This is a genomic window from Legionella worsleiensis (assembly GCF_001467535.1).
Lineage (GTDB): Bacteria > Pseudomonadota > Gammaproteobacteria > Legionellales > Legionellaceae > Legionella > Legionella worsleiensis.
Map to the genome: position 1 here is coordinate 37,837 of NZ_LNZC01000029.1, position 25,771 is coordinate 63,607.

The window sequence follows — 25,771 nt, forward strand, 5'->3', positions numbered from 1 at the left end:
ATTCACCTCCTGGAGCGTCCAGCACTTCATTTTAATCACAATCTCGCTATAATGAGGAACTTTTGATTGGGATGCCATCATGACACTATCTACTAAAGATTTAGAACACATCGCAAGCTTGGCTTACTTGGAAATTGATACGGATCATACTGCACAGCTAACTCAAGAAATCAGTTCTATTATGGATTTTGTTGATCAATTGCGCGCAGTTGATACCAAAGGCGTTGCCCCTCTTTTTCATCCTTTTGCATTACATCAACGGTTAAGAACAGATGAAGTAACCGAAACCGATTGTATCGCCGAATTAGAAGCAATTGCTCCGTTATTTGAAGACAATCTGTATTTAGTCCCTAAAGTTTTGGAATCCGGTAAATAATTATGGAACAACTCTCCCTTATTCAACTCGCCCAAGCGCTTCGTCAAGGCGAGTTCAGCAGTCACGAATTAACACAACATTATATCGATAAAATAAAAGCACACTCTCATTTGAATGCCTTCATCGATTTTGATGCCGAATACGCACTCCAGCAAGCAAAGCAAGCTGATGATTTAATAAAAAACGGTCAAGGAACATCTTTGACTGGAATACCCATGGCACTGAAAGATCTCTTCTGTACAAAAACCATGAAGACAACCTGCGGTTCACGCATGTTAGCTCAATTTCAAGCGCCTTATGATGCAACCATTACCACCAAGCTCAATCAACAAGGTGCAATACTCCTGGGTAAAACCAACATGGATGAATTTGCCATGGGCTCAGCTAACGAAAACAGTTATTTTGGGGCGGTAAAAAATCCCTGGGATCATAACAGAGTCCCTGGCGGCTCCTCAGGCGGTTCAGCCGCAGCAGTTGCAGCAGGTCTTGCACCCTTCGCCCTTGGTTCTGATACAGGTGGCTCCATACGCCAACCTGCGGCTTTTTGTGGGATTAGTGGAATCAAACCGACCTATGGATTGGTGTCACGCTACGGCATGGTTGCCTACGCATCCAGCCTGGATCAAGCAGGACCTCTGGCGAAAAGCGCCGAAGATTTAGCTGTGATTTTACCTGCGATCGCAGGTTTTGACCCCAAAGACTCAACATCAGTAGAACACCCTCTTCCCGATTATATTGCTGAACTCAATAAACCGTTAAATGATTTGCGTATAGGCCTTCCCTCCTGTTTCTTCCAACCTGAAGTGGATGCAGGGATACAACAGGCTATCCTGGATGCGGTTGAGGTATTTAAGCATCTTGGAGCACAGATAATTGAAATGGATTTATCCCTGCAATCCTTGTGGGTACCATGCTATTACGTTATTGCTTGTGCGGAAGCATCATCTAATTTGTCTCGTTATGATGGTATCCGATTTGGACACCGCAGTAATAAGTCAGCCAATCTCATTGAATTAATAACACAGTCACGCAGTGAGGGATTTGGCGCTGAAGTACAACGCCGAATTCTTACCGGAACTCATGTCCTTTCTGCTGGTTATTTTGATGCCTATTACTTGCAAGCCCAAAAAATCAGACGATTAATTCAGGAAGAATTAACCGCTTCGTTGAATTCCGTAGATGTTATTCTTGGACCAACCACCCCAACCTGTGCCTTTAAGCTGGGAAATCATCATATTGACCCCATTCAAAATTACCTGGCCGATGTGTTTACCGTAGCCGCAAATCTTGCAGGATTACCTGCTTTGTCCATACCGGCAGGCTTTGCCGACGGGCTTCCTGTGGGCTTGCAATTAATGGGTAAACATTTTAGTGAAGCCCGTCTGCTGAACACGGCGCATCAGTATCAACAACATACCCGCTGGCATCTTGCCAGCCCAAACAATAAAGGGTGATTTATGGAATGGGATACCGTAATTGGGCTTGAAGTCCATGCTCAGTTAAAAACACAATCCAAATTATTTTCAGGTGCATCTACCGCTTTTGGCGCAGAGCCAAACTCACAAACCTGTTTTATTGACGCAGGACTACCTGGGGTATTGCCTGTATTAAATCAACAAGCACTGGTCATGGCCATTCAATTTGGTTTGGCAATCAATGCAGACATTAATGACTTATCAGTATTTGAACGAAAAAATTATTTTTATCCTGACTTGCCCAAAGGATATCAAATTAGCCAATTCCAAAAACCTGTAGTCAGTAATGGACAACTCAAAATAGAGTTAGCAGATGGTCAATATAAACATGTTGAGATTGTAAGAGCACACCTTGAGGAGGACGCAGGAAAATCCCTGCATGAGGCGCACCTTGAATACACGGGCATAGATTTAAACCGAGCCGGAACCCCCCTTTTAGAAATCGTAACCGCACCCTGCCTTTATTCAGCGGAAGAAGCCATCCGGTATTTAAAAACACTGCATCAACTGGTACGATTTTTAGGCATTTGCGATGGCAACATGCAGGAGGGATCCTTCAGATGCGACGTCAATTTATCCATTAAGCCCAAAGGTTCTTCAACTCTGGGTACCAGAACAGAACTTAAAAATCTCAATTCCTTTCGATTTATTGAAAAAGCAATAGCTTTCGAACGAGCCAGACACCAGGAAGTTCTCGAAAGCGGGCAAAAGATCATTCAAGAAACACGTCTTTACAACCCCGACACTCACTCCACTCATGCAATGAGAGATAAAGAAAACGAAAACGATTACCGTTATTTTCCTGATCCTGACTTGTTACCCATACATGTGCCACGCTTTCAAATTGCTGAAATAAAAAGCAACCTGCCAGATTTACCCGAGTACATCACTCAAAAATTAAAAGAAATTCCCTCGTTAAATGAGGAAGATGTTAATTTTCTCTTATCATCGCCTGAAGCGTATCAGTTTTATAAATCAGTAAAATCCTGCACTCAGAGTCCAGATAAACTTATTATTAACTGGTTAAAAGGGCACTATGCGGCATCGCTCAATGAGCATCAATTGTCTTTTGATACCCCGCCTGTATCTGCACAGACTTTGGCACGTTTATTAGATAAAATTCAAGACAATACCATTTCATCAACCAGTGCAAAAATTATTTTCGCTAAACTATGGGCTGGGGAAAAAGATGTTGACGCCATCATCCAGCGAGATGGACATCAACAAATGGATAACAGTGCTGCTCTTGAGGAATTGATTACTAAAACCATCAGCCAATATCCAGAACAGGCTGCAGAATATAAAGCCGGAAAAGAAAAACTATTGGGATTTTTTGTAGGTCAAATTATGAAACAAACCAAAGGACAAGCGAACCCCGAACAGATAAACCCATTAGTTAAAAAACATCTTGCTTAAGGGCTGATTTACTATTTTGGGGTCAGTATTATAACGAATCTGAAAAAGGATACATTACTATGCATGACATCATATGCCCACACTGCCAAAAGGCATTTAAAATTGACGAGACTGGGTATGCAGAGATCCTGAAACAGGTTCGTGACAAAGATTTTGAGCAGCAGTTACATAAGCGGCTGGAGTTGGCTGAAAAAGATAAGATTAACGCAGTACAACTGGCTAAGACTCAAATTACCAGCGAATTAGAACGAGCCGCAGCAACTAAAGATGCTGAAATCATGGAATTGAAGGCCAGGCTTGATGCCAGTGAAATCCAAAAAAAACTTGCGGTGACTGAAGCACTCAATGTCCTGGAAAAAGAGCGTGATGCACTGTCCAATGAGCTCAAGCAAGCACGGCTTGAGAATCAGGTTAGCGCCCAACTTGCCGAAGAAAAATTCGTAAATGAACGGCAAAAAATTGCGGCAATGAAGGACGTTGAAATTCAGGAGTTGAAAGCGAAAATTGAATCTATAGAGCTGACCCAGAAGATTGCGATGACTGATGCCGTTTTGACCATTGAACGAGAAAGGGACAAGCTGAAAAACGACTTTATACAAATGCAGCTCGAAAAGCAGCGTGTTGAACAGTCACTGAAAGAGAAGTATGAAACCCAAATCAAAGATCGTGAAAGCGAGATTGAGCGCCTGCGTGATATGAAAGCTCGCCTGTCAACAAAGATGGTTGGCGAGACTCTTGAGCAACATTGTGAAACCGAGTTCAATCGCATTAGGGCAACAGCATTTCCAAAAGCGTATTTTGAAAAAGACAACGATTCACGCACCGGTAGCAAAGGGGATTATATCTTTCGTGATTTTGATGAGGCTCAGACTGAGTTCGTCTCTATCATGTTCGAGATGAAAAACGAAAGCGACCAAACCGCTACCAAAAAAAAGAACGAAGACTTTTTTAAAGAGCTGGACAAAGACAGAAATGAAAAGAATTGTGAATACGCAATTCTTGTGTCACTTCTTGAGCCGGAGAGCGAGCTGTACAATGGCGGTATTGTTGATGTATCTCATCGTTACCGAAAAATGTACGTGGTGAGACCGCAGTTTTTCATTCCAATCATTACATTACTCCGAAATGCCGCTCAAAATTCACTACTGTACAAAAAAGAGCTTGCTTTAGTGAAAGAACAAAACATTGACATCACGAACTTTGAAAATGAACTCGAGGCGTTCAAAAGCGGTTTTGCCCGCAATTATGAATTGGCTTCCAGGAAATTTAAAACGGCTATTGAGGAAATCGACAAAACAATTGATCATCTGCAAAAGACTAAGGATGCTCTACTGGGCTCCGAGAATAATCTCAGGCTTGCTAACAACAAAGCTGAAGATTTAACGGTTAAGAAGCTAACCAAGGGTAACCCAACAATGGCCGCAAAATTTGACGATCTCAAGAGAGACGACGTTAACGATTCTGTATGAGGAGTCGGTCGATAAGCCGGGTTCTGTCGCGGACAATCATTCATCTGGGACACACGTCACCGTGTGCCTCAAGCAACCTACCCGAATCCCGTACGGGCCGCACGTTATGACTTTGCAGTCAAATGGATTCCTATTTGGTCTTGCTCCGGGTGGGGTTTTCCCTGCCACGACTGTTGCCAATCGTGCGGTGCGCTCTTACCGCACCATTTCACCCTTACCCGCATACTTTGATCGTGTTAAGAGGTTATCTCAACACGACAAGCATGTGGGCGGTATATTTTCTGTGGCACTTTCCGTAGGTTCACACCTCCCAGGAGTTACCTGGCACCCTGCCCTTTGGAGCCCGGACTTTCCTCCCTTTGCAAAAGCAAAGAGCGATTGCCTGACCGACTCTGTTGCCAATGGTAGCAGAGTGCCCAGCTAAAGACCACACATAATAGTGAATAAATACTGAAAACTACTAAAGAAATACTAAATTTAAATAATAACTATCCAAATTAGAAATCACGAGTTCCAATAAATTCATCATCAAAATAACGCTTTAGTTTTGTACGTAAAGTACCACGACTTACTCCAAGTACTCGAGCAGCTTTTGATTGATTGTAACGGGTCAGTTCCATAACAGTACGGAACAAAGGAGCTTCAACTTCTTCAACAATCAATTGATATAAATTAAGATTTGCGTCTTTACTGCCAACACTTGATAAATAACCTTTCACTGCGTTAATAACCTGATGTGACAGTGCTTCGTTACCTTGAACCACTTCTTGCACAACTGCATTCATTTTAATCTCCTAGCACAAAATAATGAATAAAAATTATGTTCGGTAAATCCACGCACCAAACATCATGAACGATATAATATCAAATATCTCAAAGAGTGTAAACATTGTTTCAATGATATTCATTTATTAAGGGAATATTAAGCAAAAGAAGTGTATCATATTTGAAAAGATTGTTAAAATAATTATATTATTCTTGTTCAATCTTAACAATTCATTAGCGATTTATTGTAGATGTAACAAAACAAGTAACTCCCCACGTCATGTATGGAGTTACCAAAACAAAGCAGCAAATACTGCAAACTCACATAGCCACCCACTGATTTATAATCTTAATAAAAAAGAACGTGATACAGGATCTGAGCGGGACACGCCATGGAATCGAATCTGTTGCAAGAGAGTAGCGCCAGTGCACCTAGAGAAAAAAACAACTGCACCGTTGTTCGTCGTGGACGGACGCTTCACTTTGCTTAGCTGCGCTTGCTACTGGGCGGGTTACTTTATTAAACACTAAATCGGCGATATCTTTGTCAACACCGTGTTTGCCTTTGCTGGTAATTTTGTAATGACTGCAATCAAACAAAATCTGAGGCGTACTCGTGAATCCGACATTAAATAATCTGCCTAAATGTTTTTCGTTAAGATCTATATAATCAGGATTCCTTCCCAGATTCCTTCCCAGATTGCTTCCCCCTTTACCCGGGGTTGCGATAATAATAGATACTGAAGACAAATCGGTTTCAGATGCAATTTGTGATGCTATCCATTCGACAAACCTGGGGCCACAACTGGTTGCATGATAAATGATTGCTTTTTCAACACCATCATAATTAGTAAACGAGAAAATATAGGCGCTGCAGGTTACTAAAGGAATGGCAGCCAGGGTAAGGGTATAGTCACTTTGCCGGTCAATAACTAATCCGAGGATACAATGGGCAGGACGCTCTGATATAATTATAAGACTAGTACCAACAGCCCTCTCAAACTTGAGCTCTGAGTAGGGTTTTAACATGGCTTCACTTTTATAAAATCCTGATTCGTACACGTTAGCTCCTCCCTCATTGAAACGAGATCCATCATTCGGCACAATTATTTTTTATAAAAGAATGAATATGAAACAAATAAATCATAATTTAACTTAGCCATACTAGCATGGGGTTAAGGTTCAAACAATGTTATTAAAGAGACAGCTGTTCAAGCACTTAAAGATGACTTTTTATTTCTCTTGACTCATCATTAACCTTTCAGAGATTAGAGGATAATGTGAATGAATGCACTGATAAGAAATATTCCACGCAGCAGGAATACTGCACAACGCTTTGAAAACGTCGCTTTGTTCCTGCTTAGTGGACGGATATGAGGCAGAAACCCATACCCAATAGAAAAATAGGGTGCTAATTCAGACCGTTAAGTAAAACCAGATATCAGCCAACAGTAAAACTCTCACCGCAGCCACATTGACCTGTTTGATTTGGATTATTAAAAACAAATTTATAGTTCAAACCCTGCTTCACGTAATCAACATTCATATTTTTAAGAAAAGGAATACTGAGCTTATCAACGCAAATAACGTAATCTCCCGCCAGAGGTAAAATCACATCCCCTTCCAAAGGTGATTTGACATAATCGACTACATAAGATAAACCGGAGCAGCCTGTTTTTTTAACAGAAAGTCGCACACCATGATTATCAGGATTTTTCGTTAAATAGGAAATCAGGTGTTTGATTGCCGATTCGCTTAAAGTAATTCCAGGATCAGTGTTACTGACGTGTTGTACCACCACACTCATGACTCATACCTCTCTAGTTTTTGTTGCATCAATTTCAGGCTTTCCTGATAAACATCTTCTACAAGTAAAGCAACAGGATACTGGCTCAGAGGAATTTCCAGTACATTGATTAACGTCTGGTAATCAATGGTTTTTTGTTGCATTAGATGGGTGCCTTCGGTATTCCGGCACAACCATTCCAATGCAGCAATCACAAAAGGACTTCCGCTTGCCTTAAAACAAATCCGACTAATAAAGCCACTAACCTGGCACTGGATATAAAGCTCAATAATAACTTTGGGTTTTTGTTGCTCTACCGTGTAACGCACCACCAGCGGATCGTCCAGATCGAGAACGCCCACATGTTGGGGGTGAAAAAAACAATGCTCCACTACTTCATTATACATCATATAGGCAACATTTCATGCAAGCGATTGATTTGTTCCGTTATTACCGATATTACCTTGCCAATGTGTTCCTTGGTAGTGAATCGTCCCACAGACAGTCTAATGGAACTTTGTGCTAAATCATCAGACAAGCCAATCGCTCTTAAAACATAAGAGGGTTGAATGCTTGCCGACGAACATGCCGAGGTAGTGGAAACAGCCAACTCTCTCAAAGCTAGCAACAATGCATCACCGTCCAGTCCACAAAAAGATACATTCAGGTTTCCTGCAATGCGCTGGGTAGCATGGCCATTTAACTGAATCCCAGGCAAATGCTTTATTCCAGACCATAATTCCTGCCGATAAGACAATAGACGATTCTGTTCTTCCTCTCTGTCATGCTCTGCCAATGCGAAAGCCTCGCCAAAACCAACAATCTGATGTGTGGCCAAGGTACCTGAGCGTAAGCCTCCTTCATGTCCTCCACCAAAAGTCTGAGCTTGTAATCGAATACGAGGTTTGTGCCGCACATACAGTGCACCTACGCCTTTGGGTCCATACATTTTGTGTGCAGAAAATGACATTAAATCTACAGGCAGCTTTTCCATATTCAACGCAATCTTTCCAGCGCTTTGAGCTGCATCGACATGGAAAACAATGCCTTTATTTTTCAATAAATCACCAATGGCGGCAATATCCTGGATCACGCCTATTTCATTGTTGACGTGCATAATAGATACCAGAATTGTATCCTGTCTCAGGGCATCTTCGAGCTTTTTTAAATCAAGCAAACCATCAGATTCGGGTTGGAGATAGGTTACCTCAAACCCTTCTTTTTCCAATTGGTGGAAACTATCAAGCACCGCTTTGTGTTCCGTACTCATAGTAATTAAATGCATGCCCTTGTTTTTGTAAAAGCGAGCTGCACCTAAAATGGCCAAATTATCAGATTCAGTGGCCCCAGAAGTAAATATAATATCCTGAGTTGAGGCATGGATTGCGTCTGCTATCTGTAAACGAGCCCGCTCAACAGCCATAGCTGCAGTTTTTCCGTAAATATGGGTAGACGAAGCCGGATTTCCAAAATGACCGTCAGGACCTAAATAGTGAATCATGAGCTCTACAACCCTTGGATCGACCGGGGTTGTAGCCATGTAATCCAGATAAATTGGCAGATTAGACATCCAAGTCACTCCTGTTTTTTTTGCCAGCCCATTCCAGCGATTTTTGTACTTGACTTAACATTCCTCGTAGAATACTGACTTCCATTTTTTCCAATATGACTCTGTTAAATAATCTACGAACACGCTGCATTAATCGCCGTGGATTGGCTTCTTTTAAAAATTGAATCTCGATAAACACTTCTTTTAAATGCTCATAAAACTGCTCGATTTCATCAGCAGTTGCGTATTCATCAGTACGCAATGCAACCTCTGCCTTGGGAGCTAATAGGTTCATTCTTATTTCATAAGCAATAATCTGAACCGCCTGAGCCAGATTTAACGAGCTGTATTCGGGGTTACTGGGGATATTAATATGATAATGGCATTTTAGTAACTCTTCATTGGTAAGGCCGGCATGCTCTCTACCAAATAAAATCGCAACCTGAGTATTATCCGATTGTTGGCTTATCAATTCCGCACTGGAGGCAGGAAGTAATCCTGGCAAAGAGATGCCTCTGGGTCTGGCACTGGTCGCTAGAATCAACTGACAACCACTCAAAGCGTCTTCCAAAGAGTCAGTCACCACAGCTGTTTCCAATACATCATCAGCCCCTGCGGCCATTTCCTTAGCTTTATAATCAGGAAATGATTTTGGCGTAACCAAATAAAGTGATGACAACCCCATGGTCTTCATTGCACGAGCCGTTGAGCCAATATTTCCAGGGTGAGAGGTAGCAACCAATACAATACGAATAGAACTTAACTTCATAAAAAAAACTTATATTTGACACTTTATGTAACTATATCACAGCATTTATTGATTGGACTTCTCTATGTATAAAAAAAATGTGGTAGAATTGCTGATTTTGTAGATAAAGAGTATATCAATGGAACCACTTTTAAATATAGCAGTCAGTGCAGCACGTCAAGCCGGTGAAATCATTATCCGTCACATGGAGCAAATAGATCGCTTGAAAATTACCGAAAAAAACAGCAACGAATACTTTAGCGAGGTGGATATCAAGGCGGAACAAGCCATAATCAATGCCATCCACAAAGCCTACCCCGAACACGGTATTCTTGCAGAAGAAAGTGGTTTCCAGGAAGGTGATGGTGAATCAGTATGGATTATCGATCCTTTGGACGGTACTTCTAACTATTTACATGGATTTCCGTTTTTTTCTGTTTCCATAGCCTTGAAAATTAAAAATAGAATTGAACATGGTGTTATTTATGATCCCCTGCGTCACGAGTGTTATGCTGCTAGCAGAGGTCGCGGTGCTCGCTTGAACGACAGAAGAATACGTGTATCCAAACAAACGCAGCTTAGCGCATCACTGCTTGGTACCGGTGTACCGTTCCGCAACATGAGCCTTGCACAAAGATACTTGCCTACTTTTGAAGCACTAATGGGTAAATGCGCAGGCGTGAGAAGAACAGGTTCTGCAGCTCTTGATTTAGCTTACGTTGCCAGCGGACGTATTGATGGGTTTTGGGAGCTGGGATTACGTCCTTGGGATATCGCAGCAGGTTCTTTACTCGTAAGAGAAGCTGGTGGATTAATCAGTGACACTCACGGAGGAGATGATTTTCTGCAAAATGGTGATGTAGTCGCAGGTACGCCTAAAGTCTTTAAAACTCTGATTCAGACTATTTCCCCTGCTTTGAAGTAATTTATCAGGGTATGTTGACTGGTACCTTACTAGAGTACCTACATATCTAAAGTAAAGGTCACAAAATTCATTTCTTGATTTTTGTGACCTTCAAATAATCCAGGCTCAATTGGAAATCGGTTCTATCAACCCTATTTTAGACCGGGTTTAATCCCCAAGCTTAAAGGCAGCTCATCAGCCATTGCAGTACCAATATTTTGAGTCACCCTATCCAGGAAATTTTGTTTTTGGGTGTAGTCTATCATGCTGTCAATTTTAATAATCTCACGAGCTACCTGCCCACTGCTGCCCAATCCGTCAATCAAACCATTTGCCAATGCTTGCTCACCAGTCCAAAACAAGCCAGAAAAAGTATCTGCATCACTATGAAGACGACTGCCTCGCCCCTCTTTCACTCTGTTAATGAATTGCTGATGAATAATATCGAGCATGGTTTGCAATTTTTGTTTCTGTGTCTCTGTAATTGGCGAAAACGGATCTAAAAATCCTTTATTCGAACCGGCTGTAACCAATCGACGGGTAACGCCTATTTTTTCCATCCCCTCAACAAAACCAAATCCGTTGTATAAAACTCCGATAGATCCCACCAGGCTTGAGGGACTGGCATAGATACTGTCCGCTGCTACGGCTATGTAATAAGCGGCGGAAGTACATATATCTACGCAAACAGCATAAATTTTAACATCGGGGTGCTTGGCTTGATAATACTTAATGGTGTTGTACATATACTCAGCCTGAACAGGACTTCCACCTGGGCTGTTAATTCGTAGAACCAAGGCTTTCAATCCATTGTTTTTATACGCATTTTGCATACCTTTGGCAAAATTATCAGAACTTGCCACTTTGGAATCAGCGATCTCACCATTAATATCAATTAAGCCCACATGAGCTTTGGTATTGCTTCCCGTGTCATCTTTGCTGTAGGAATAAATTTTGTAGGCGGTAATCGCAATAATCAGGATAAAAACAAAGCGAGACATCCAACGCCATCTGCGCTTTATTTTTTTTTCTTTTAAATAATCAAGAATAATCTGATTAAGCAAAATTTGAGAATCTGGATTAGAATTAGGTAATTCATTATTCATTTTAAACTCTTGAAATAATTAAAACTGTCCCCATTTTACGGCAGTAAGAGATGAAATAATACCCTAAAATAACCATAAAAGGTGATGCAATGCGAATGGACAAATTGACCTCTAAATTTCAAATGGCTTTGGCCGACGCCCAATCCTTGGCTCTTGGTAGAGATAATGGTTTCATAGAACCGGAACACGTCATGAAAGCATTACTGGATCAACAAGGAGGTAGCTGCAGACCCCTACTCACCAAAGCTGGCGTCAACATGGCGCTTTTAAGAACTCTTCTCGATCAAGCTTTAGAAAAACTACCCAAAGTTTCTGGAACCGGTGGCGACATCCACATATCGAATGCGCTCAACAAACTTCTTAATCTTACCGATAAACTGGCACAACAACGTAAAGATAACTTTATATCCAGTGAACTGTTTATTCTTGCTGCTGTCAATGAGGACAGCTCTCTATCCCGAATGTTAAAACAGGCTGGAGGCGAGGCAAAGGCGATTGAAAAATCCATTAACGATTTGCGGGGTGGCGAATCTGTAAACGATGCAAACGCAGAAGATCAACGACAAGCTCTGGAAAAATACACTCTTGATCTGACCGAACGTGCAGAACAAGGAAAACTCGATCCGGTTATTGGTCGTGATGATGAAATTAGGCGAACTATTCAGGTTCTGCAAAGACGCACCAAAAATAATCCCGTACTCATAGGCGAACCAGGTGTAGGTAAAACAGCAATTGTCGAAGGGTTAGCTCAACGAATCATTAACGGGGAAGTTCCCGAAGGACTAAAAGACAAACGCCTACTATCCCTTGATATGGGTGCATTGATTGCGGGTGCGAAATTTCGTGGTGAATTTGAAGAGCGCCTCAAAGCAGTGCTCAATGATTTGGCAAAACAGGAAGGCCAAATTATTCTTTTCATAGACGAAATCCATACTATGGTAGGAGCTGGTAAAGCCGAAGGCGCTATGGATGCCGGAAACATGCTCAAACCTGCTCTTGCTCGTGGCGAGCTGCATTGCATCGGTGCGACAACTTTAGATGAATACCGACAATACATAGAAAAAGATGCCGCATTAGAACGCCGCTTCCAAAAGGTACTCGTCGATGAACCCAGTGTCGAAGACACCATAGCGATTCTTAGAGGCTTGAAAGAACGATATGAGGTACATCATGGAATTGAAATTACCGATCCAGCCATAGTGGCTGCAGCAACTTTGTCACACCGTTACATTAGTGATCGTCAATTACCCGACAAAGCCATTGACCTGATTGATGAAGCGGGCAGTCTGATTCGCATGGAAATAGATTCTAAACCAGAGAGTATGGATAAACTGGACAGAAGGCTCATTCAATTAAAAATCGAAAGAGAGGCGTTAAAAAAAGAAAACGATGAGGCCTCAAAAAAACGTTTGGTTGATCTACAACACAGCATTGATGAACTGGAAAAAAGCTATTCAGATCTTGAAGAAATCTGGAAGGCTGAAAAAGCCACCATGCAAGGATCTACACAAATTAAAGAAGCACTGGAACAAGCAAAACTGGAAATGGAAACAGCCAGAAGAGCCGGTGATTTGAGCAGAATGTCGGAATTACAATACGGCAGAATCCCTGAACTTGAAAAAAGACTGAGCCAGGTCAATTCTCTGGACGATGTTGAAACCAAACTGGTTCGTAACAAGGTTACTGAAGATGAAATTGCTGATGTCGTCTCAAAGTGGACAGGTATTCCTGTTGCCAAGATGATGGAAGGCGAAAAAGAAAAATTACTCAAAATGGAAGAAGTCCTGCACAGCAGGTTGATAGGACAAAACGAAGCAGTTGATGCAGTATCTAACGCCATCAGACGCTCTCGTGCCGGGTTATCTGATCCCAACCGTCCTATAGGCTCGTTTCTTTTTCTAGGCCCGACCGGAGTGGGTAAAACAGAATTATGTAAGGCACTTGCTACCTTCATGTTTGATACGGATGAAGCCATGGTTCGTATAGACATGTCTGAATTCATGGAAAAACATTCTGTTGCCCGTCTCATCGGCGCACCTCCAGGATACGTGGGCTATGAAGAAGGTGGATACTTGACTGAGGCTGTAAGGCGCAGACCCTACTCTGTCATTCTGCTTGATGAAGTAGAAAAGGCTCATTCCGATGTATTTAATATCTTATTACAAGTTATGGATGATGGCCGACTAACTGATGGTCAAGGACGCACTGTAGATTTTCGCAATACAGTCATAGTAATGACCTCAAACTTAGGCTCACAACTTATCCAGGAAATGGGCTCTAAATTTAACTACGAACAGATTAAATCCGCAGTGATGGAATTGGTAGGGCAACATTTTCGTCCTGAATTTATTAACCGTATTGATGAAACAGTGGTATTTCATTCCTTGCTTAAAGAGCAGATTGCCAAAATTGCAGAAATCCAGATTGCTTATTTACATCGTCGTCTAAAACAACAAGACATTCAGCTTGAAGTCAAACCAGAGGCACTTGCTTATCTTGCCGAAGCAGGTTTTGATCCGGTCTATGGCGCAAGACCCTTAAAAAGAACAATCCAGCAAAAACTGGAAAATCCCCTGGCTCAGGCATTATTAACGGGACGATTCCGCTCTGGAGAAACTATAGAGGTCACATTTACGGAAGGACACCTGCACTTTTCAGCACACCCAAGCGCACGATAAATGCAACATCATACCAAAATGTCGTCAAACCATAAACCATTGCCCGCCTTTGCGGGCTTGGCGGCAATCTAGCCCTCTTCCTTACAACCAGGGCTAATTCATGAGGATAAAGCACGTTTTTAATTAGGGGGCTACTGACGAACTGGCCTCACTAAGCTCTAGCGATGGGTTGTCAATTCTTGCTTTGAGCATAATAAGAGTCCTTTTGACCTGAGTATTAAATCCAGACCTATCTCCAAAAAAATCATAATCCACATCAAAAGCCCTATTGTTTTCCATGTATTTTTCAACAAGATAAACAGGGTAATACATATCTATGTCAGTTAATTGCTCGGATAGTCTAAGTCCCAATGATTCATGAATCTCAAAATTTAACTCGGGACTGATTGCTTGCGATTGCAATAATAAAACATAACCACCAACTACTATATATTGTGCTCTATTTACTGATGCTTTATTCATAGCAGAAAGAAAAGCGGCATGATCCATCTCTTTAAGTTTGTCGGCTATAGACGGAATTAGTAATAAATCAGTAATGGTTCTTCTATCTGCCACTGATTTTACTGTGTTGTTTAGATGCTGGAGAATGTCACTCGAGGATAATGATTTAAAATCAGGATGAGCATTTGCCAACTGCTTGCACCATATTCCTAATATCTCTTCTGTTCGTTTCAAATCAGCATCAACTCGTCTATAAAACGATTGAATAAATCGAACAGCTTTATATTGCTTTAATATTCCATTATCCCTGGCCAGTTGCTCATTGATGATGTCGTTTAAATAAGTAAAAAAATTACTGTCACCGGCATAATGGGGGTATTTAAGGTATCTATCCTGAACCTTCATGTTGTCCCTGAATGCAATTAGAGCAGTGACTACGGTAGTCACATCCAGTCTTTCCAAATCTCGTGTTCTGAAATCTCCTGACATATCATCGGGAAGTCCAAGTGCTTTCCTTATTGCAAGAAAAAGTCGGCAATTTTTTGGATTATAAGGGGAGCTCCAAAAAGAGGGTAAGAACTTAGGCTTGTCGTACTCATTAAGCAATCTGAAATATCGATGCAGCAAAGCACCTAACAAAAACTGAGTACCCTCCTTACATTTATCCTCTTTTCCTTCCTGTAATACATGACGCATATCCTGGGACAACAAATTAATTGCTTCTTTGGCAGTTTTTCTATCGGTATCAGCATCTAATACGCAGTGTACTCTGGATAAAAGGATTTCAAGGGCACTGGGTACTACTTGCTCTTGTGCAGAGGATGATGCATGTGACGAAGAAGAAATGGGAACAATAGAATACCTGCCTAAAGCAACAGAAAGCTTCTCATCCAGATCAAAAGTGTAAGCCCCTAAATTTGCAAATGAGGGTGGAGTAAAAGACATAAAACCTCCTTTAAGGCTTATTAATAGTCCATAGTGAGCATAACATACCACAGTAATCACCATACCAGGAAGTAGCGGTAATCACTCTTGAATTTCGAGCCGCTTCAATATCGCCCTGAATCATAGGACCTAAACGATTATTTAAATCAGTGGTCATGGGATCTTTATTTCTGTTTTCATACAGACAAGAACAATATTGGCTCAATGCAGTTAAACTACTATGAAATACCTCATCACTGAGATCCGTTAACGAATTTATTCCCAAGTCCCGTTGCAATAATTCAATAAAATTTTTATTAACATATGCAGACATTGGAGAGCTGTAGCGAGAAAGAACCAGTATGTATATTCCTCTTAGCGCCTGGTTTTTAAATTCTGTAAACTCATGCGGTTTGACCAGTGTATTATTGGAACATGCTCGGAGGTAGAAAAATAAATTGGCTTCAAAATCCATATCGAAACTGGTAGCAATCATTTCAATGATCATGGAATCATTCAAAGAACCAGCACTGGGTAATAATGCAGAAAAAAAACCCATACAGCCCATGTATTGAGAATTGCTACGAGTAAGCTTACTGGTTAGTAGCATTGCGTTTTGCTTCAATTCGGCAAACTCGAGCATGGCATTTCTCCTGCTGGTGTTTACCCGCAATAATGCAGCGAGCAATTAGTCCTGCTCAACCAGGACACCTTTAATTTTTATATCAACCTATACAAGAGATTGCAAGAATTTATTTGTTTTATGTTCATCAAACCCCGCTTTTAACTCTGCTAGATATAAAATATCTATGAACATGACAAAAAAAATTGGTCATGCCCGCACAGGCAGGCAACCATGCGCAAGCATGACAAATTTATTATCATGTGAAGGGTATTAATTATGAAAACCGATGATCAATAGATTGCACCAGTTGATGATGGATGCCATTAAATCCCCTGTTGCTCATCACCAAAATTGCATCACCAGCTCTCAATACACCCGTAATTTCGTTAACAATTTCATTATTATCTCTACAAATTTTATAGGGACAAGTCCATGCCTTCAGTGATGGATTCAAATCAAAGTCCTGAGGTTCCAATATAAAAGCACCGTCAACAGGTGCCAAAGCATGCGCCATTTCTCCAGCATGAACCCCTGTGCGCATGGTATAGGAAGCAAACTCCATAACAGCGAATATACGCTGATGCCTTTTACTACGAATTAAAGCATCAATAGTCTTGGTAATTGCAGTAGGATGATGAGCAAAGTCATCATACACAGTAATACCATGACGGTCAGATTTGACCTCCAAACGCCTCTTGACCGGAGTAAACAACTCTAAAGCTTTTGCTGCAACTTCAGGATTTACCCCTGCATTGGCGCTGGCAGCAACAGCAGCCAAAGCATTTTCTACGTTAAAACGACCAATTAAGTTCCAATGAATTTCGGCAACAACCCTACCCTGATGAAGAACTTTAAATGCTGAACCGCTGTCATTGAGTAATTCTGCTGCCCAATCAGCATCGCCCATTAAAGACAACTCCTCTAATCGAGAATAAGTGCCTCGAGCCAAAACCTCATTTAACGCTTTGTCATTACGAGGTTTTATTGCAACACCACTTGCTGGTATCGTTCTTAATAGAAAATGAAATTGTTGTTGAATGGCAGCTAAATCAGGATAAATGTCGGCATGATCAAATTCAAGATTATTTAACACGGCAATTCGTGGACGATAGTGCATGAATTTGGGCCGCTTATCAAAAAATGCCGAATCGTATTCATCGGCTTCTATGACAAACCACGCTCCAGTTCCCAAGCGTGCACTGGTATTAAAGTCGGTTGCAACACCACCAATTAAAAAACCAGGATTAAATCCTGCGTGATCCAATATCCAGGCTATCATGGAAGTAGTGGTTGTTTTTCCATGGGTACCAGCAACAGCGATGACCTTATATCGAGGTAAAATATGCTCTGCAAGCCATTGCGGACCTGATGTATAGTTTTTACCGGCTTCTATTACTGCCTCTAAAACAGGCATTCCTCTTTTGATGGCATTACCCACAACGACTAAATCCGCTTGCAAAGCCTGGGTGCTGTCGTCATAACCCTCAGTCCATGAAATCCCTTTGGCTGCAAGTAAGTCACTGACAGGAGGATAACAGTTCGCATCGCTTCCAGTCACTTTAAACCCGGCATCCCTTGCAATTAACGCCAAAGCGCTCATAAAAGTGCCACTTAATCCTAATATATGCAAATGTGTCATGATTTCATCGCCAAAAAGAAACTGTTAATACATTAACTGCTATTAAACCAAATGCAGCCAGAACCGATTGAACTTGTGTGCTGTTCAAAGCAGATTTATAAATAAATGCAGTCAATACGAACTGCCAAAGAGATAAGCCCAAAGTAACAAACAAATATATCACAGCAAAAAATAAAACGAGTGGATTTTTTAATGTCGTTTGAACGAGATAAGGATCAAAGACAAATAAAGGAAAAGCCAGTAGATGAATGATAGCATGAGCGCTACACAAACAGGTCACGGTCTGTACCCATCGTGCCCCAAGGCCTCTAAAATAAAGAATAGCAAGCGTATAAAGTACAAATGAAAGTACCAGACTCATCGCAATCAAAGCCGTCATCAGCAAATCATCAGAAAATTCAAGCGCCGAAAAACTCCATTGCAGAATCATGACTAAAATCAAGAATAACATACTGATTGCCATTAAAAAATGCGAGTAAGGCGTTTGGTCAGGCGTTACCCTAAACCGCACCAGATTCCAATATACTAAAAATAAAGATGCCAACATAATTTAATCATTTTTTTATAATTTTTTTCTCAATACTCAATTGCTGAACTATGGGTTGATTCCATGGTCCAGAGATCTTATAACTGTATCCCGTAATTTTTTGCATGCTTTGATTAATAATTTTATTCGCAACCCAGGCCGCAAGACCCGCTACAGGGCCACCGGCTATTGTCGCCACTATAGGCAAACTGGCGGTAATGTGTGGTGATATGTTCAGATTTAAATCGTACAGCCGTCGAGCCAAATCCAAATCTCCCTTCATACTGGCGTAGGCAACAGGACCATCAATATAACTGTCCTGGGTATTCATTATCCCTTTTCTGATAACAAAATTACCTTTGAACACATCAAAACTGTACCCCTGATGGGAGAGATCACTAAAATCAAGTTTCAAACGTCTCGGTATGGTTTGCAGACTTAATATACTCAATAATTTACCCAAACCCAATTTTTCCTCTGTTTCAGGACTCAAATGAGTAATGCGGCCATTTTTAAGCTGCAGATACATACTTCCATTCAACGAAGCCAAAGAAAAATCATATAAACTGCCATTCCAGTTGCCTTTAAATTCCATATCGCCCTTACCGGCATCAACGGCGGGTGTAATTTGCCACAGCTCCAAACTTTTAGCCAAATCGTTTAAATGCAACTTAACCTGCATTTTCGTTTGATTGACCTTTGCTTTTTGCGTCCATTCACCATTAATCGTTACTTGATAATAAGGTGAATCAATTCTGCAATAATTAATTAACACGTGCTCAGGAGAAGATTGAGTCTTCAAAGTCATGTTGCCTATCTTCTGGGTCCCGATAGAAAAATTATCAATACGTAAATTAAGATTAGGGATTTGGTCAGGGCTGGTTTTACCCGATATTTCATGATGGTCACCCTTTTTGTTAACCGGCGCCAGATGAAGACGCTTAATAAACCCGCTTAGGGAATGGGTTTTATTGTTATAAGTTAAATCACCCGAAACGTTGTTCTGATTCAGATTTAATGACCAAACGCCATCAGTCAACATTTTGGCCTTCACCGCCATGTGATCAAAGTGTTGATCAAGAAAAGTCAATTTGCCCAGGCTCACATTAATTATGCGTAACTTGTCCATCAAAGAAGAGTTAGGCTTTTGGCTAGCAAAGGCATCATATACTTTTTTCCATTCATATAAATCAAAACCATCCAAGGTACCCACTATGGATAAGCCGGGTTTGTCCTGATAAATAGCTTGCGAACTTCCCAGCCGAATTTGTCCCGACTTAAATTCCAATCCATTCTTATTGTTCTCCAGCAAAACATCCGAACTCAAAAGGCCATTATAGTTAGAGCGTTCCCGAATTGCCTTGTAAGAATTAAAATCAAGTTTAACCGATAAGGGCACCTTCCTTTCATGAGTTTTTCCTATAGGAGAAGGCAAGTCAATGGCTAATCCCTGCAGATCAGATTCCAACATCACACTGTCCATGTCATCTGGATTATCAGTAATTTTAATGGTCGCATTAACAGCAAAAAGACCTTTTAATACGGACAAAACTGGAATATGAAATAATTTTTTTAAAGAATCTACAGTACATTCGCCGTTGATCACTACAGACGTTTCGGGTTCTGGTTTTTTAACAGATTGAATTTTAATATTTAAGGGAAAACCAAAAGCATTAGCAGTTAAGGCACTATGAGTTACGCCCTCCTCGTCAAAAGACAAATCACCACGCACGTCTTCAACCTTAATAGCCCCTAATTGATGTTTTATGGCAACGGTATTATTTGCAAAGGTTAAATCACCTCTGACCAAATCATCATCATTTTCAGGATACAAAGGAATTTCCAGACGCAGATTTAATCCTACCAGTCCTTCAATAGCCAGTCTCTTTAAAGAAGCAAGCTTTTTTTCCAGAGGGGATGACATGACAAAATTCATCATTTTTTGCGCTTGTCCACGGATAATTCCATGAATCAATAATGTTTCCTTATCCTTACCTATATCATCAATGCGCAGATTCATTTCCCGAACAGGAACACCTTGAAAATCACCGTGAACCAAATCAATTTCAAGATTACGATTTTTCAAACGAATATAGCCTTCAAGATCTTTTATCAACGGCCATTGGGAGGTAATCAATAATTCTCCCCCACTACCATGACTGACTATGGAAAATTCACCCGTGTTATTATCAAAAGGAAATTCGCTTAATAATCCGTTTAAACGAATCCTACCCGTTGCTTTGGCGATTTTTTTGAGATCCTTAGTCAACCATAAATAAAGCTTGGGCTTTAAGTATTCTTTTGGTAAATAAGCAAACCATTGCTCAATGTTTTTAGCAGAAAAATCAAAATCCAATCGTGCATGCCCTAAAGAATTTGCGGTTACCTCATCAATCACGCCCTGGCCACTGATGGTTAAATCAGGTTTGCTCAAGACCAGACGTTCAATGCTGACTCTCAATCCATTGCTGAGTTCTTTCCAGTCAAATGCCCCATTAAGAATATCCAGCTTCTGAGCGGGGTAGTTGTTGACCTTGATTAATGCCTGTTCTGAATCAAACTCAAGACGGCCTTCTGTAGGCTGCCAATTGAGTGCGCCTGAAAGATTATCAACCGCAGGGATTGAATTAATGGCATTCCAGCCAAGTCGTTCGAAACGAGTAAGAATATAACTGACTTTTTTATTCTCTATAACCACCTGTGTATCGGTCAAAATTCCGTGAGGTCTGGATTGTAATAATTGTTGCATGGACGATGGCCAATTAATCGCATCGGTAAGCAAAGACTCTATAATAATGGATTTGACAAAAAGCTGATAACGGTGGTTTGGTTTACTGTAACGAAGTAAAAGTTGATTCTCAGGCCAGCTCACGCCAGCTGCTCGCAACTTAATTTGATCGGCCTGAAACGCCCATCCATTGCCTTGAAGTTTCCACGACAGATTAGCTGAAAAAGATTGAATCAACTCGTTAGATTTTTTATTGGTCAAGCGCCAGGCCAACCGTTTGAATTTAACCTGAGCCTGGGCGGAACTAACGAGGCCTTTATCCAGATCAAGCCAAACAGCTACATCACCGTTGCCACCCTCCAGCTGGCCAGTGCTCTCTGGCATCATATTTTGCCATTGAGCAGGGACAAGATGTTTTGCTGCCAGATATATTTGTCCTTGGGTATTTTGCAGATGTTCAGGATCAAACCGTATATCGCCAAGAAGTTCAAAGTCAGTGCTTTGGGTTTGCTCCAGTCGAGCATCACCTCGAATCTTGTAACGACCGCCCTTGTTAACAATTGAGACATTAAGTCCGCTTACCGGAATTAATCCGCCATTACTAAAATAGAAATGGGCAGAAACATGCTTGATGATAAGACGCTCCTGTTGCGCCAACCACCCCAAGAGTTGCTGTTTTCGATCAGAAGTCAATTCATTTTCTTGAATAGAATCGGGGGCAATACCGTCAATAGTCCAACGTCCGTCGTGCTCACGAAACATAAGATGAACATTATCCAAATAAAGAATACCTGGCTGGATGCGCCAATACCATAATGATTTAAATAAATTGACACCAACCGATAGCTGCTCCAGATGAATGTTTTTGTTTTTGGCGCCATACACATTAATGTTCTTGAGTTTAAGTACGGGATGAAACCAATACCATCCTGTTTCCATGGTTTGAACCGTAACCGGTTGTCCGACAAGAAGAGACAAATGATGCTCTACTTCGCCTTTATATTGTTTAGCCCAAGGGGTTAAAGAGCGGAATAAGCTTGAAAAAACAGCAGCCAATATTATTGATATGGCCAACGCCATCCAAAATTTCTTAAGCAGATTATTCACCGAAAGGATTCGTTTAATCATAGAGTTTTTTACTATACCATTGCTTTTGCGCATACTCATCACTTTCTTTCTGTTCATAGCGCTCTAATTTAATTTGTTCCGCTCTTTTAACTCGTTCAATCAATTTAGCTACCCCCTCTTCAGAAGCTTTTGCCTGTTTGTAGTTCAGTTCCATTTTATGCCTGGATTTTGCTAATTGTGCCAGATGACTGTTTAACTGAACCAAGGCCGTATCCAAATGACTGATAAAATTAATACGATTACGCATACGCCCGACAGTACTGCCCTCATGACCTATTTGATCGAGCTCGTTTAAATAGTCATGCCGATACGTTATAAGCTGATCATGGCGTGTTTTATTTTGATTAAACTGGTCTTTAACCTTCATAAGGTTCATTAAGGCTTGATTGGTTTCTTCTTTTTTTAACTGAAGCAGTTGCATTAATCGATCCAATCGTTGACTCATGCCCCGCTCCCGATAGAGTTTGTAATCAAGTGCACAAGACTGGATACACTGTCATTAAAATTGACTTGTTCGTCTATACCCTGAGCAATATATCTTTTATATTGTTCAATAACACTAATCGCCTTATCCAGCATGGGATCACTTCCCTTGGCGTACGCACCAAGTAAAATCAAATCTTTATTTTTTTCGTAAAGAGAGATTAGCTTTTTAAACGCAAGCGCATTTTTCATGTGTTCATCGGATACCACAGACTGCATCACCCTACTGATGGATGATTCAATATCAATTGCAGGATACTGTCCTTCTTCGGCAAGGCTTCTGCTTAAAACAATATGACCATCTAATATCGCACGAGCCGAATCAGCAATAGGATCTTGTAAATCATCTCCTTCCGTTAATACCGTGTAAAATGCCGTTATTGAACCTTTTCCAGGCATGCCATTTCCTGCCCGTTCTACCAGTTTGGGTAATTTGGTAAAGACTGAGGGAGGATAACCTTTGGTTGCTGGTGCTTCACCAATAGATAAAGCAATCTCTCTTTGTGCCTGCGCAAATCGTGTAAGTGAGTCCATGAGTAACAACACGTGTTTCCCCTGATCACGAAAATATTCTGCGATGCTGGTAGCAACCTTGGCTCCATGCAATCGCATCAATGGGCTTTCATCAGCGGGTGCGGCAACAACAACCGCCCTTTTTAATCCCTCTTCGCCCAAATTAAATTCTATAAATTCCTTTACTTCTCGTCCCCGTTCACCAATCAAGCCTACAACAACTACATCGGCATTGGTAAAGCGGGTCATCATTCCCAACAAGACCGATTTACCCACCCCACTACCGGCAAATAAACCAATTCGCTGCCCACGACCAACCGTTAACAATCCATTGATAGCTCGAACGCCGACATCCATTGGAGTATCTACAGGAGCTCTTTTTAATGGATTAATGATTGGGCCAATAAGCGGGTAAGAATTAGGCAAATCCAGCGATGGCCCATCATCAATCAGCAATCCTGAACCATTTAAGATTCGACCAAGTAGTTGAAATCCAACACCAACCTGGGCACTACGTCCAGTTGGACTGATTATCATTCCTGGCGCAAGTCCTTGTATTGCATCCAGAGACATTAAATAAACGCTATCATTACTGAATCCTACAACCTCCGCTTCTACCGATCGAGATTCATCTATATTGACCAAACAGCGTGCCCCTACTGGCTGATTAAATCCCTTTGCTTCCAGAGTCAAACCTATGGCACGACTTATCCTGCCGCAATGCAATAAACCCGAGTTTTTTTTATGGTTCATTTCCGAAAGGATATGATGTAATTTTGACTGATAAAGAGTCATTATCTAGTCCTGAGGCTCGGAAGGCTCGGTTAGTGCATCGTTGTTAATGTATTGAGCAAATAAATTGGTTAATCGGCTATGTAACCTGCCATCCAATTCACTGTGCTTTCCCTTTAAATAAAAATCACCCCTGCTTAAAGCCGGATCAGCAAATAAAGCATGCGTAATTCCTGGAACTTCTTTCTCGTCTATTTCTGATTTAATCCACTCCGCATCCTCTGGATGCATTCCCAAAACGCTATCGCCACTTAAAGAGGGCAATTCCTTTTTTATTTCATCGAAAAGCATTTTAAACTTTTCTGGATGTACGGAAAGTTCTATTCCTATGCAATGTTGACATAACCAAATGACTGTTTTTATCATCTCTTGAACTAATTGTTCATCAAGAAGCTGTATGGGATTTTTAAACCATTCAATCCATTGCGCTAACTCCGCCTTTTTTTGCTCCAGTTCAGCCTTTGCCTGATTCATGCCTTCAGCATAACCTTTTTCTATGGCCTCCTGTTTCAACAGAGCAATTTCATTTCTTAATTGCTCCTCCATATCGATTTGCGGTGGCTCTTCTGTTTTAGCCTGCTGGAATTCCCAGGTATTAAATCCCTTACCATTGGATCCCGTAGGAAAAGGCTCAAATTCTTTAGACATATGCTGAAATACCTTACAGTAAAAGACAATTACACATTGGATTACCTTAATGCAAAGAGCAATTAAATCATTTCATCACCGCCCTTGGATCCAAGAGATATCTTGCCATCCTCAGCAAGAGCTCTGGCAATAGCGAGAATTTCTCTTTGCGCACGTTCAACATCGCTCAATTTAACGGGGCCTTGAACCTCAATATCGTCACGCAAAAGTTCGGCAGCACGTTTGGACATGTTTGAAAAAATTTTATCTCGAGTGGTTTCTGTTGTCCCTTTTAATGCAACTTTTAATTGTTCTGAGGTCACATCTCGCAACAAAGTCTGAACACTTCTATCGTCCATATCGACTATGTTTTCAAACACAAACATCTTATCGCGAATTTTATCACTTAAATCCTCATCCCAATCTTTAATCTTATCAAGAACTTCCTCCTCCATAGCACCATCGAGAAAGTTAATGACATCAGCAACTGTTTTGATTCCTCCCACAGAAGCTGATTTTCCAACGGTTTGACCGCTAAGCTGTTTTTCTATGACTTTACCAAGTTCAGATATGGCTTCAGGCTTAACTGTATCGATATTACACATTCGCAATAATACCTCTGCACGTTTTTCCGCACTGAAATAACTGACTACTTCGGCTGACTGTTCACAATCCAAATGGATTAAAATTGTTGCGATAATTTGTGGGTGTTCATTACGAATGACGTCGGCAATCAAGCGACCATCAAGCCATTTTAGCTTATTCAAACCGCTGTCTTTATGGGAAATCAAAATCCTGTCAATAAAGGGCGTCGCTTTTTCCAAGCCCAATGCCTCAATGAGTACGGTTCGTAAATAATGTTCTGTATCCACAGTCAAGCTGGTCTGATCACTGATAGTACTGATAAAATCAACCAACACCGATTGCATTTTAGCTTTACTCACTGAATTCAAAGATGAAATAGCCATACCCACTTTTTGAACCTGACGCGGCTCTAAATGTTTCAGAACTTCAGAAGCATTTTTTTCACCCATACTCAGTAACAAAATTGCTGCACGCTCTATTCCGTCCAT

At 41.0% G+C, this 25,771-nt stretch carries 22 protein-coding genes and 1 other RNA gene; 6 read left to right on the forward strand and 17 right to left on the reverse strand.

Annotated features, from left to right (window positions below; all coding sequences use genetic code 11):
* Positions 1–79: 79 nt before the first annotated feature.
* The 4 genes from gatC to Lwor_RS11490 are packed head-to-tail and all read left to right on the forward strand — an operon-like array spanning position 80 to position 4,736.
* Entirely contained in the window at positions 80–376 is a 297-nt protein-coding gene (gene gatC / locus Lwor_RS11475) for an Asp-tRNA(Asn)/Glu-tRNA(Gln) amidotransferase subunit GatC (RefSeq protein ID WP_058494026.1), read from the forward strand.
* A 2-nt stretch (positions 377–378) separates the two neighbouring features.
* The gene (gene gatA / locus Lwor_RS11480) at positions 379–1,830 is read left to right on the forward strand and encodes an Asp-tRNA(Asn)/Glu-tRNA(Gln) amidotransferase subunit GatA (protein ID WP_058494027.1); all 1,452 of its coding nucleotides are present in this window, start codon (positions 379–381) and stop codon (positions 1,828–1,830) included.
* Between the two features lie 3 nt (positions 1,831–1,833).
* Positions 1,834–3,267 (forward strand): Asp-tRNA(Asn)/Glu-tRNA(Gln) amidotransferase subunit GatB, encoded by a 1,434-nt coding sequence (gene gatB, locus Lwor_RS11485; protein WP_058494028.1) that lies wholly within the window; start codon positions 1,834–1,836, stop codon positions 3,265–3,267.
* Positions 3,268–3,326: 59 nt separating this feature from the next.
* A complete protein-coding gene (locus Lwor_RS11490) occupies positions 3,327–4,736 on the forward strand; it encodes a DUF2130 domain-containing protein (RefSeq protein ID WP_058494029.1) in 1,410 nt (469 codons plus the stop codon).
* On the opposite strand, the gene rnpB is transcribed toward Lwor_RS11490, so the two are convergent.
* From rnpB to trmJ, 7 genes are all read right to left on the reverse strand, one after another.
* Positions 4,733–5,130, reverse strand: an RNA gene (rnpB, locus tag Lwor_RS11835) — RNase P RNA component class A. The genes Lwor_RS11490 and rnpB overlap by 4 nt on opposite strands.
* Positions 5,131–5,233: 103 nt before the next feature.
* The gene (locus tag Lwor_RS11495; RefSeq protein ID WP_058494030.1) at positions 5,234–5,521 is read right to left on the reverse strand and encodes a helix-turn-helix domain-containing protein; all 288 of its coding nucleotides are present in this window, start codon (positions 5,519–5,521) and stop codon (positions 5,234–5,236) included.
* A gap of 412 nt (positions 5,522–5,933) precedes the next feature.
* Positions 5,934–6,563, reverse strand: coding sequence for a hypothetical protein (locus tag Lwor_RS11500; protein WP_058494031.1), 630 nt, complete (start codon positions 6,561–6,563; stop codon positions 5,934–5,936).
* Positions 6,564–6,942: 379 nt separating this feature from the next.
* Positions 6,943–7,308 (reverse strand): HesB/IscA family protein, encoded by a 366-nt coding sequence (locus Lwor_RS11505; protein ID WP_058494032.1) that lies wholly within the window; start codon positions 7,306–7,308, stop codon positions 6,943–6,945.
* Positions 7,305–7,697: an iron-sulfur cluster assembly scaffold protein gene (locus Lwor_RS11510; protein ID WP_058494033.1), complete on the reverse strand. Its 393-nt coding sequence runs from the start codon at positions 7,695–7,697 to the stop codon at positions 7,305–7,307. Before Lwor_RS11510 ends, Lwor_RS11505 begins: the two co-directional genes overlap by 4 nt.
* Complete coding sequence (locus Lwor_RS11515) at positions 7,694–8,857, reverse strand: IscS subfamily cysteine desulfurase (protein WP_058494034.1); 1,164 nt, start codon at positions 8,855–8,857, stop codon at positions 7,694–7,696. The genes Lwor_RS11510 and Lwor_RS11515 overlap by 4 nt, the downstream gene beginning before the upstream one ends.
* A complete protein-coding gene (trmJ, locus tag Lwor_RS11520; protein ID WP_058494035.1) occupies positions 8,850–9,605 on the reverse strand; it encodes a tRNA (cytosine(32)/uridine(32)-2'-O)-methyltransferase TrmJ in 756 nt (251 codons plus the stop codon). Before trmJ ends, Lwor_RS11515 begins: the two co-directional genes overlap by 8 nt.
* A gap of 118 nt (positions 9,606–9,723) precedes the next feature.
* Here trmJ and Lwor_RS11525 point away from each other — a divergent pair, with 118 nt between their 5' ends.
* A complete protein-coding gene (locus Lwor_RS11525; protein ID WP_058494036.1) occupies positions 9,724–10,509 on the forward strand; it encodes an inositol monophosphatase family protein in 786 nt (261 codons plus the stop codon).
* Positions 10,510–10,640: 131 nt separating this feature from the next.
* On the opposite strand, the gene Lwor_RS11530 is transcribed toward Lwor_RS11525, so the two are convergent.
* Positions 10,641–11,594 carry a S49 family peptidase gene (locus Lwor_RS11530; protein WP_058494037.1) on the reverse strand — a complete coding sequence of 318 codons (954 nt, stop codon included), beginning with the start codon at positions 11,592–11,594 and terminating at the stop codon, positions 10,641–10,643.
* An 89-nt stretch (positions 11,595–11,683) separates the two neighbouring features.
* Here Lwor_RS11530 and clpB point away from each other — a divergent pair, with 89 nt between their 5' ends.
* On the forward strand, positions 11,684–14,272 hold the full coding sequence (gene clpB, locus Lwor_RS11535; RefSeq protein WP_058494038.1) for an ATP-dependent chaperone ClpB: 2,589 nt from the start codon (positions 11,684–11,686) through the stop codon (positions 14,270–14,272).
* Positions 14,273–14,395: 123 nt separating this feature from the next.
* Here clpB and Lwor_RS11540 read toward each other — a convergent pair whose 3' ends face one another.
* The 9 genes from Lwor_RS11540 to fliG form a co-directional block, all read right to left on the reverse strand.
* On the reverse strand, positions 14,396–15,658 hold the full coding sequence (locus tag Lwor_RS11540) for a hypothetical protein (RefSeq protein WP_058494039.1): 1,263 nt from the start codon (positions 15,656–15,658) through the stop codon (positions 14,396–14,398).
* Positions 15,659–15,668: 10 nt separating this feature from the next.
* Entirely contained in the window at positions 15,669–16,280 is a 612-nt protein-coding gene (locus tag Lwor_RS11545; RefSeq protein WP_058494040.1) for a hypothetical protein, read from the reverse strand.
* A 256-nt stretch (positions 16,281–16,536) separates the two neighbouring features.
* Positions 16,537–17,904: a UDP-N-acetylmuramate:L-alanyl-gamma-D-glutamyl-meso-diaminopimelate ligase gene (gene mpl, locus Lwor_RS11550; protein WP_115091087.1), complete on the reverse strand. Its 1,368-nt coding sequence runs from the start codon at positions 17,902–17,904 to the stop codon at positions 16,537–16,539.
* A 1-nt stretch (position 17,905) separates the two neighbouring features.
* A complete protein-coding gene (locus Lwor_RS11555) occupies positions 17,906–18,448 on the reverse strand; it encodes a hypothetical protein (RefSeq protein WP_058494042.1) in 543 nt (180 codons plus the stop codon).
* Positions 18,449–18,455: 7 nt separating this feature from the next.
* Positions 18,456–22,316 carry a YhdP family protein gene (locus Lwor_RS11560; RefSeq protein ID WP_415582908.1) on the reverse strand — a complete coding sequence of 1,287 codons (3,861 nt, stop codon included), beginning with the start codon at positions 22,314–22,316 and terminating at the stop codon, positions 18,456–18,458.
* A complete protein-coding gene (fliJ, locus tag Lwor_RS11565) occupies positions 22,276–22,728 on the reverse strand; it encodes a flagellar export protein FliJ (protein ID WP_058494043.1) in 453 nt (150 codons plus the stop codon). Before fliJ ends, Lwor_RS11560 begins: the two co-directional genes overlap by 41 nt.
* Positions 22,725–24,074 carry a flagellar protein export ATPase FliI gene (fliI, locus tag Lwor_RS11570; protein WP_058494044.1) on the reverse strand — a complete coding sequence of 450 codons (1,350 nt, stop codon included), beginning with the start codon at positions 24,072–24,074 and terminating at the stop codon, positions 22,725–22,727. The genes fliJ and fliI overlap by 4 nt, the downstream gene beginning before the upstream one ends.
* A gap of 3 nt (positions 24,075–24,077) precedes the next feature.
* On the reverse strand, positions 24,078–24,719 hold the full coding sequence (locus Lwor_RS11575) for a FliH/SctL family protein (protein WP_058494045.1): 642 nt from the start codon (positions 24,717–24,719) through the stop codon (positions 24,078–24,080).
* Between the two features lie 62 nt (positions 24,720–24,781).
* Complete coding sequence (fliG, locus tag Lwor_RS11580; RefSeq protein WP_058494046.1) at positions 24,782–25,771, reverse strand: flagellar motor switch protein FliG; 990 nt, start codon at positions 25,769–25,771, stop codon at positions 24,782–24,784.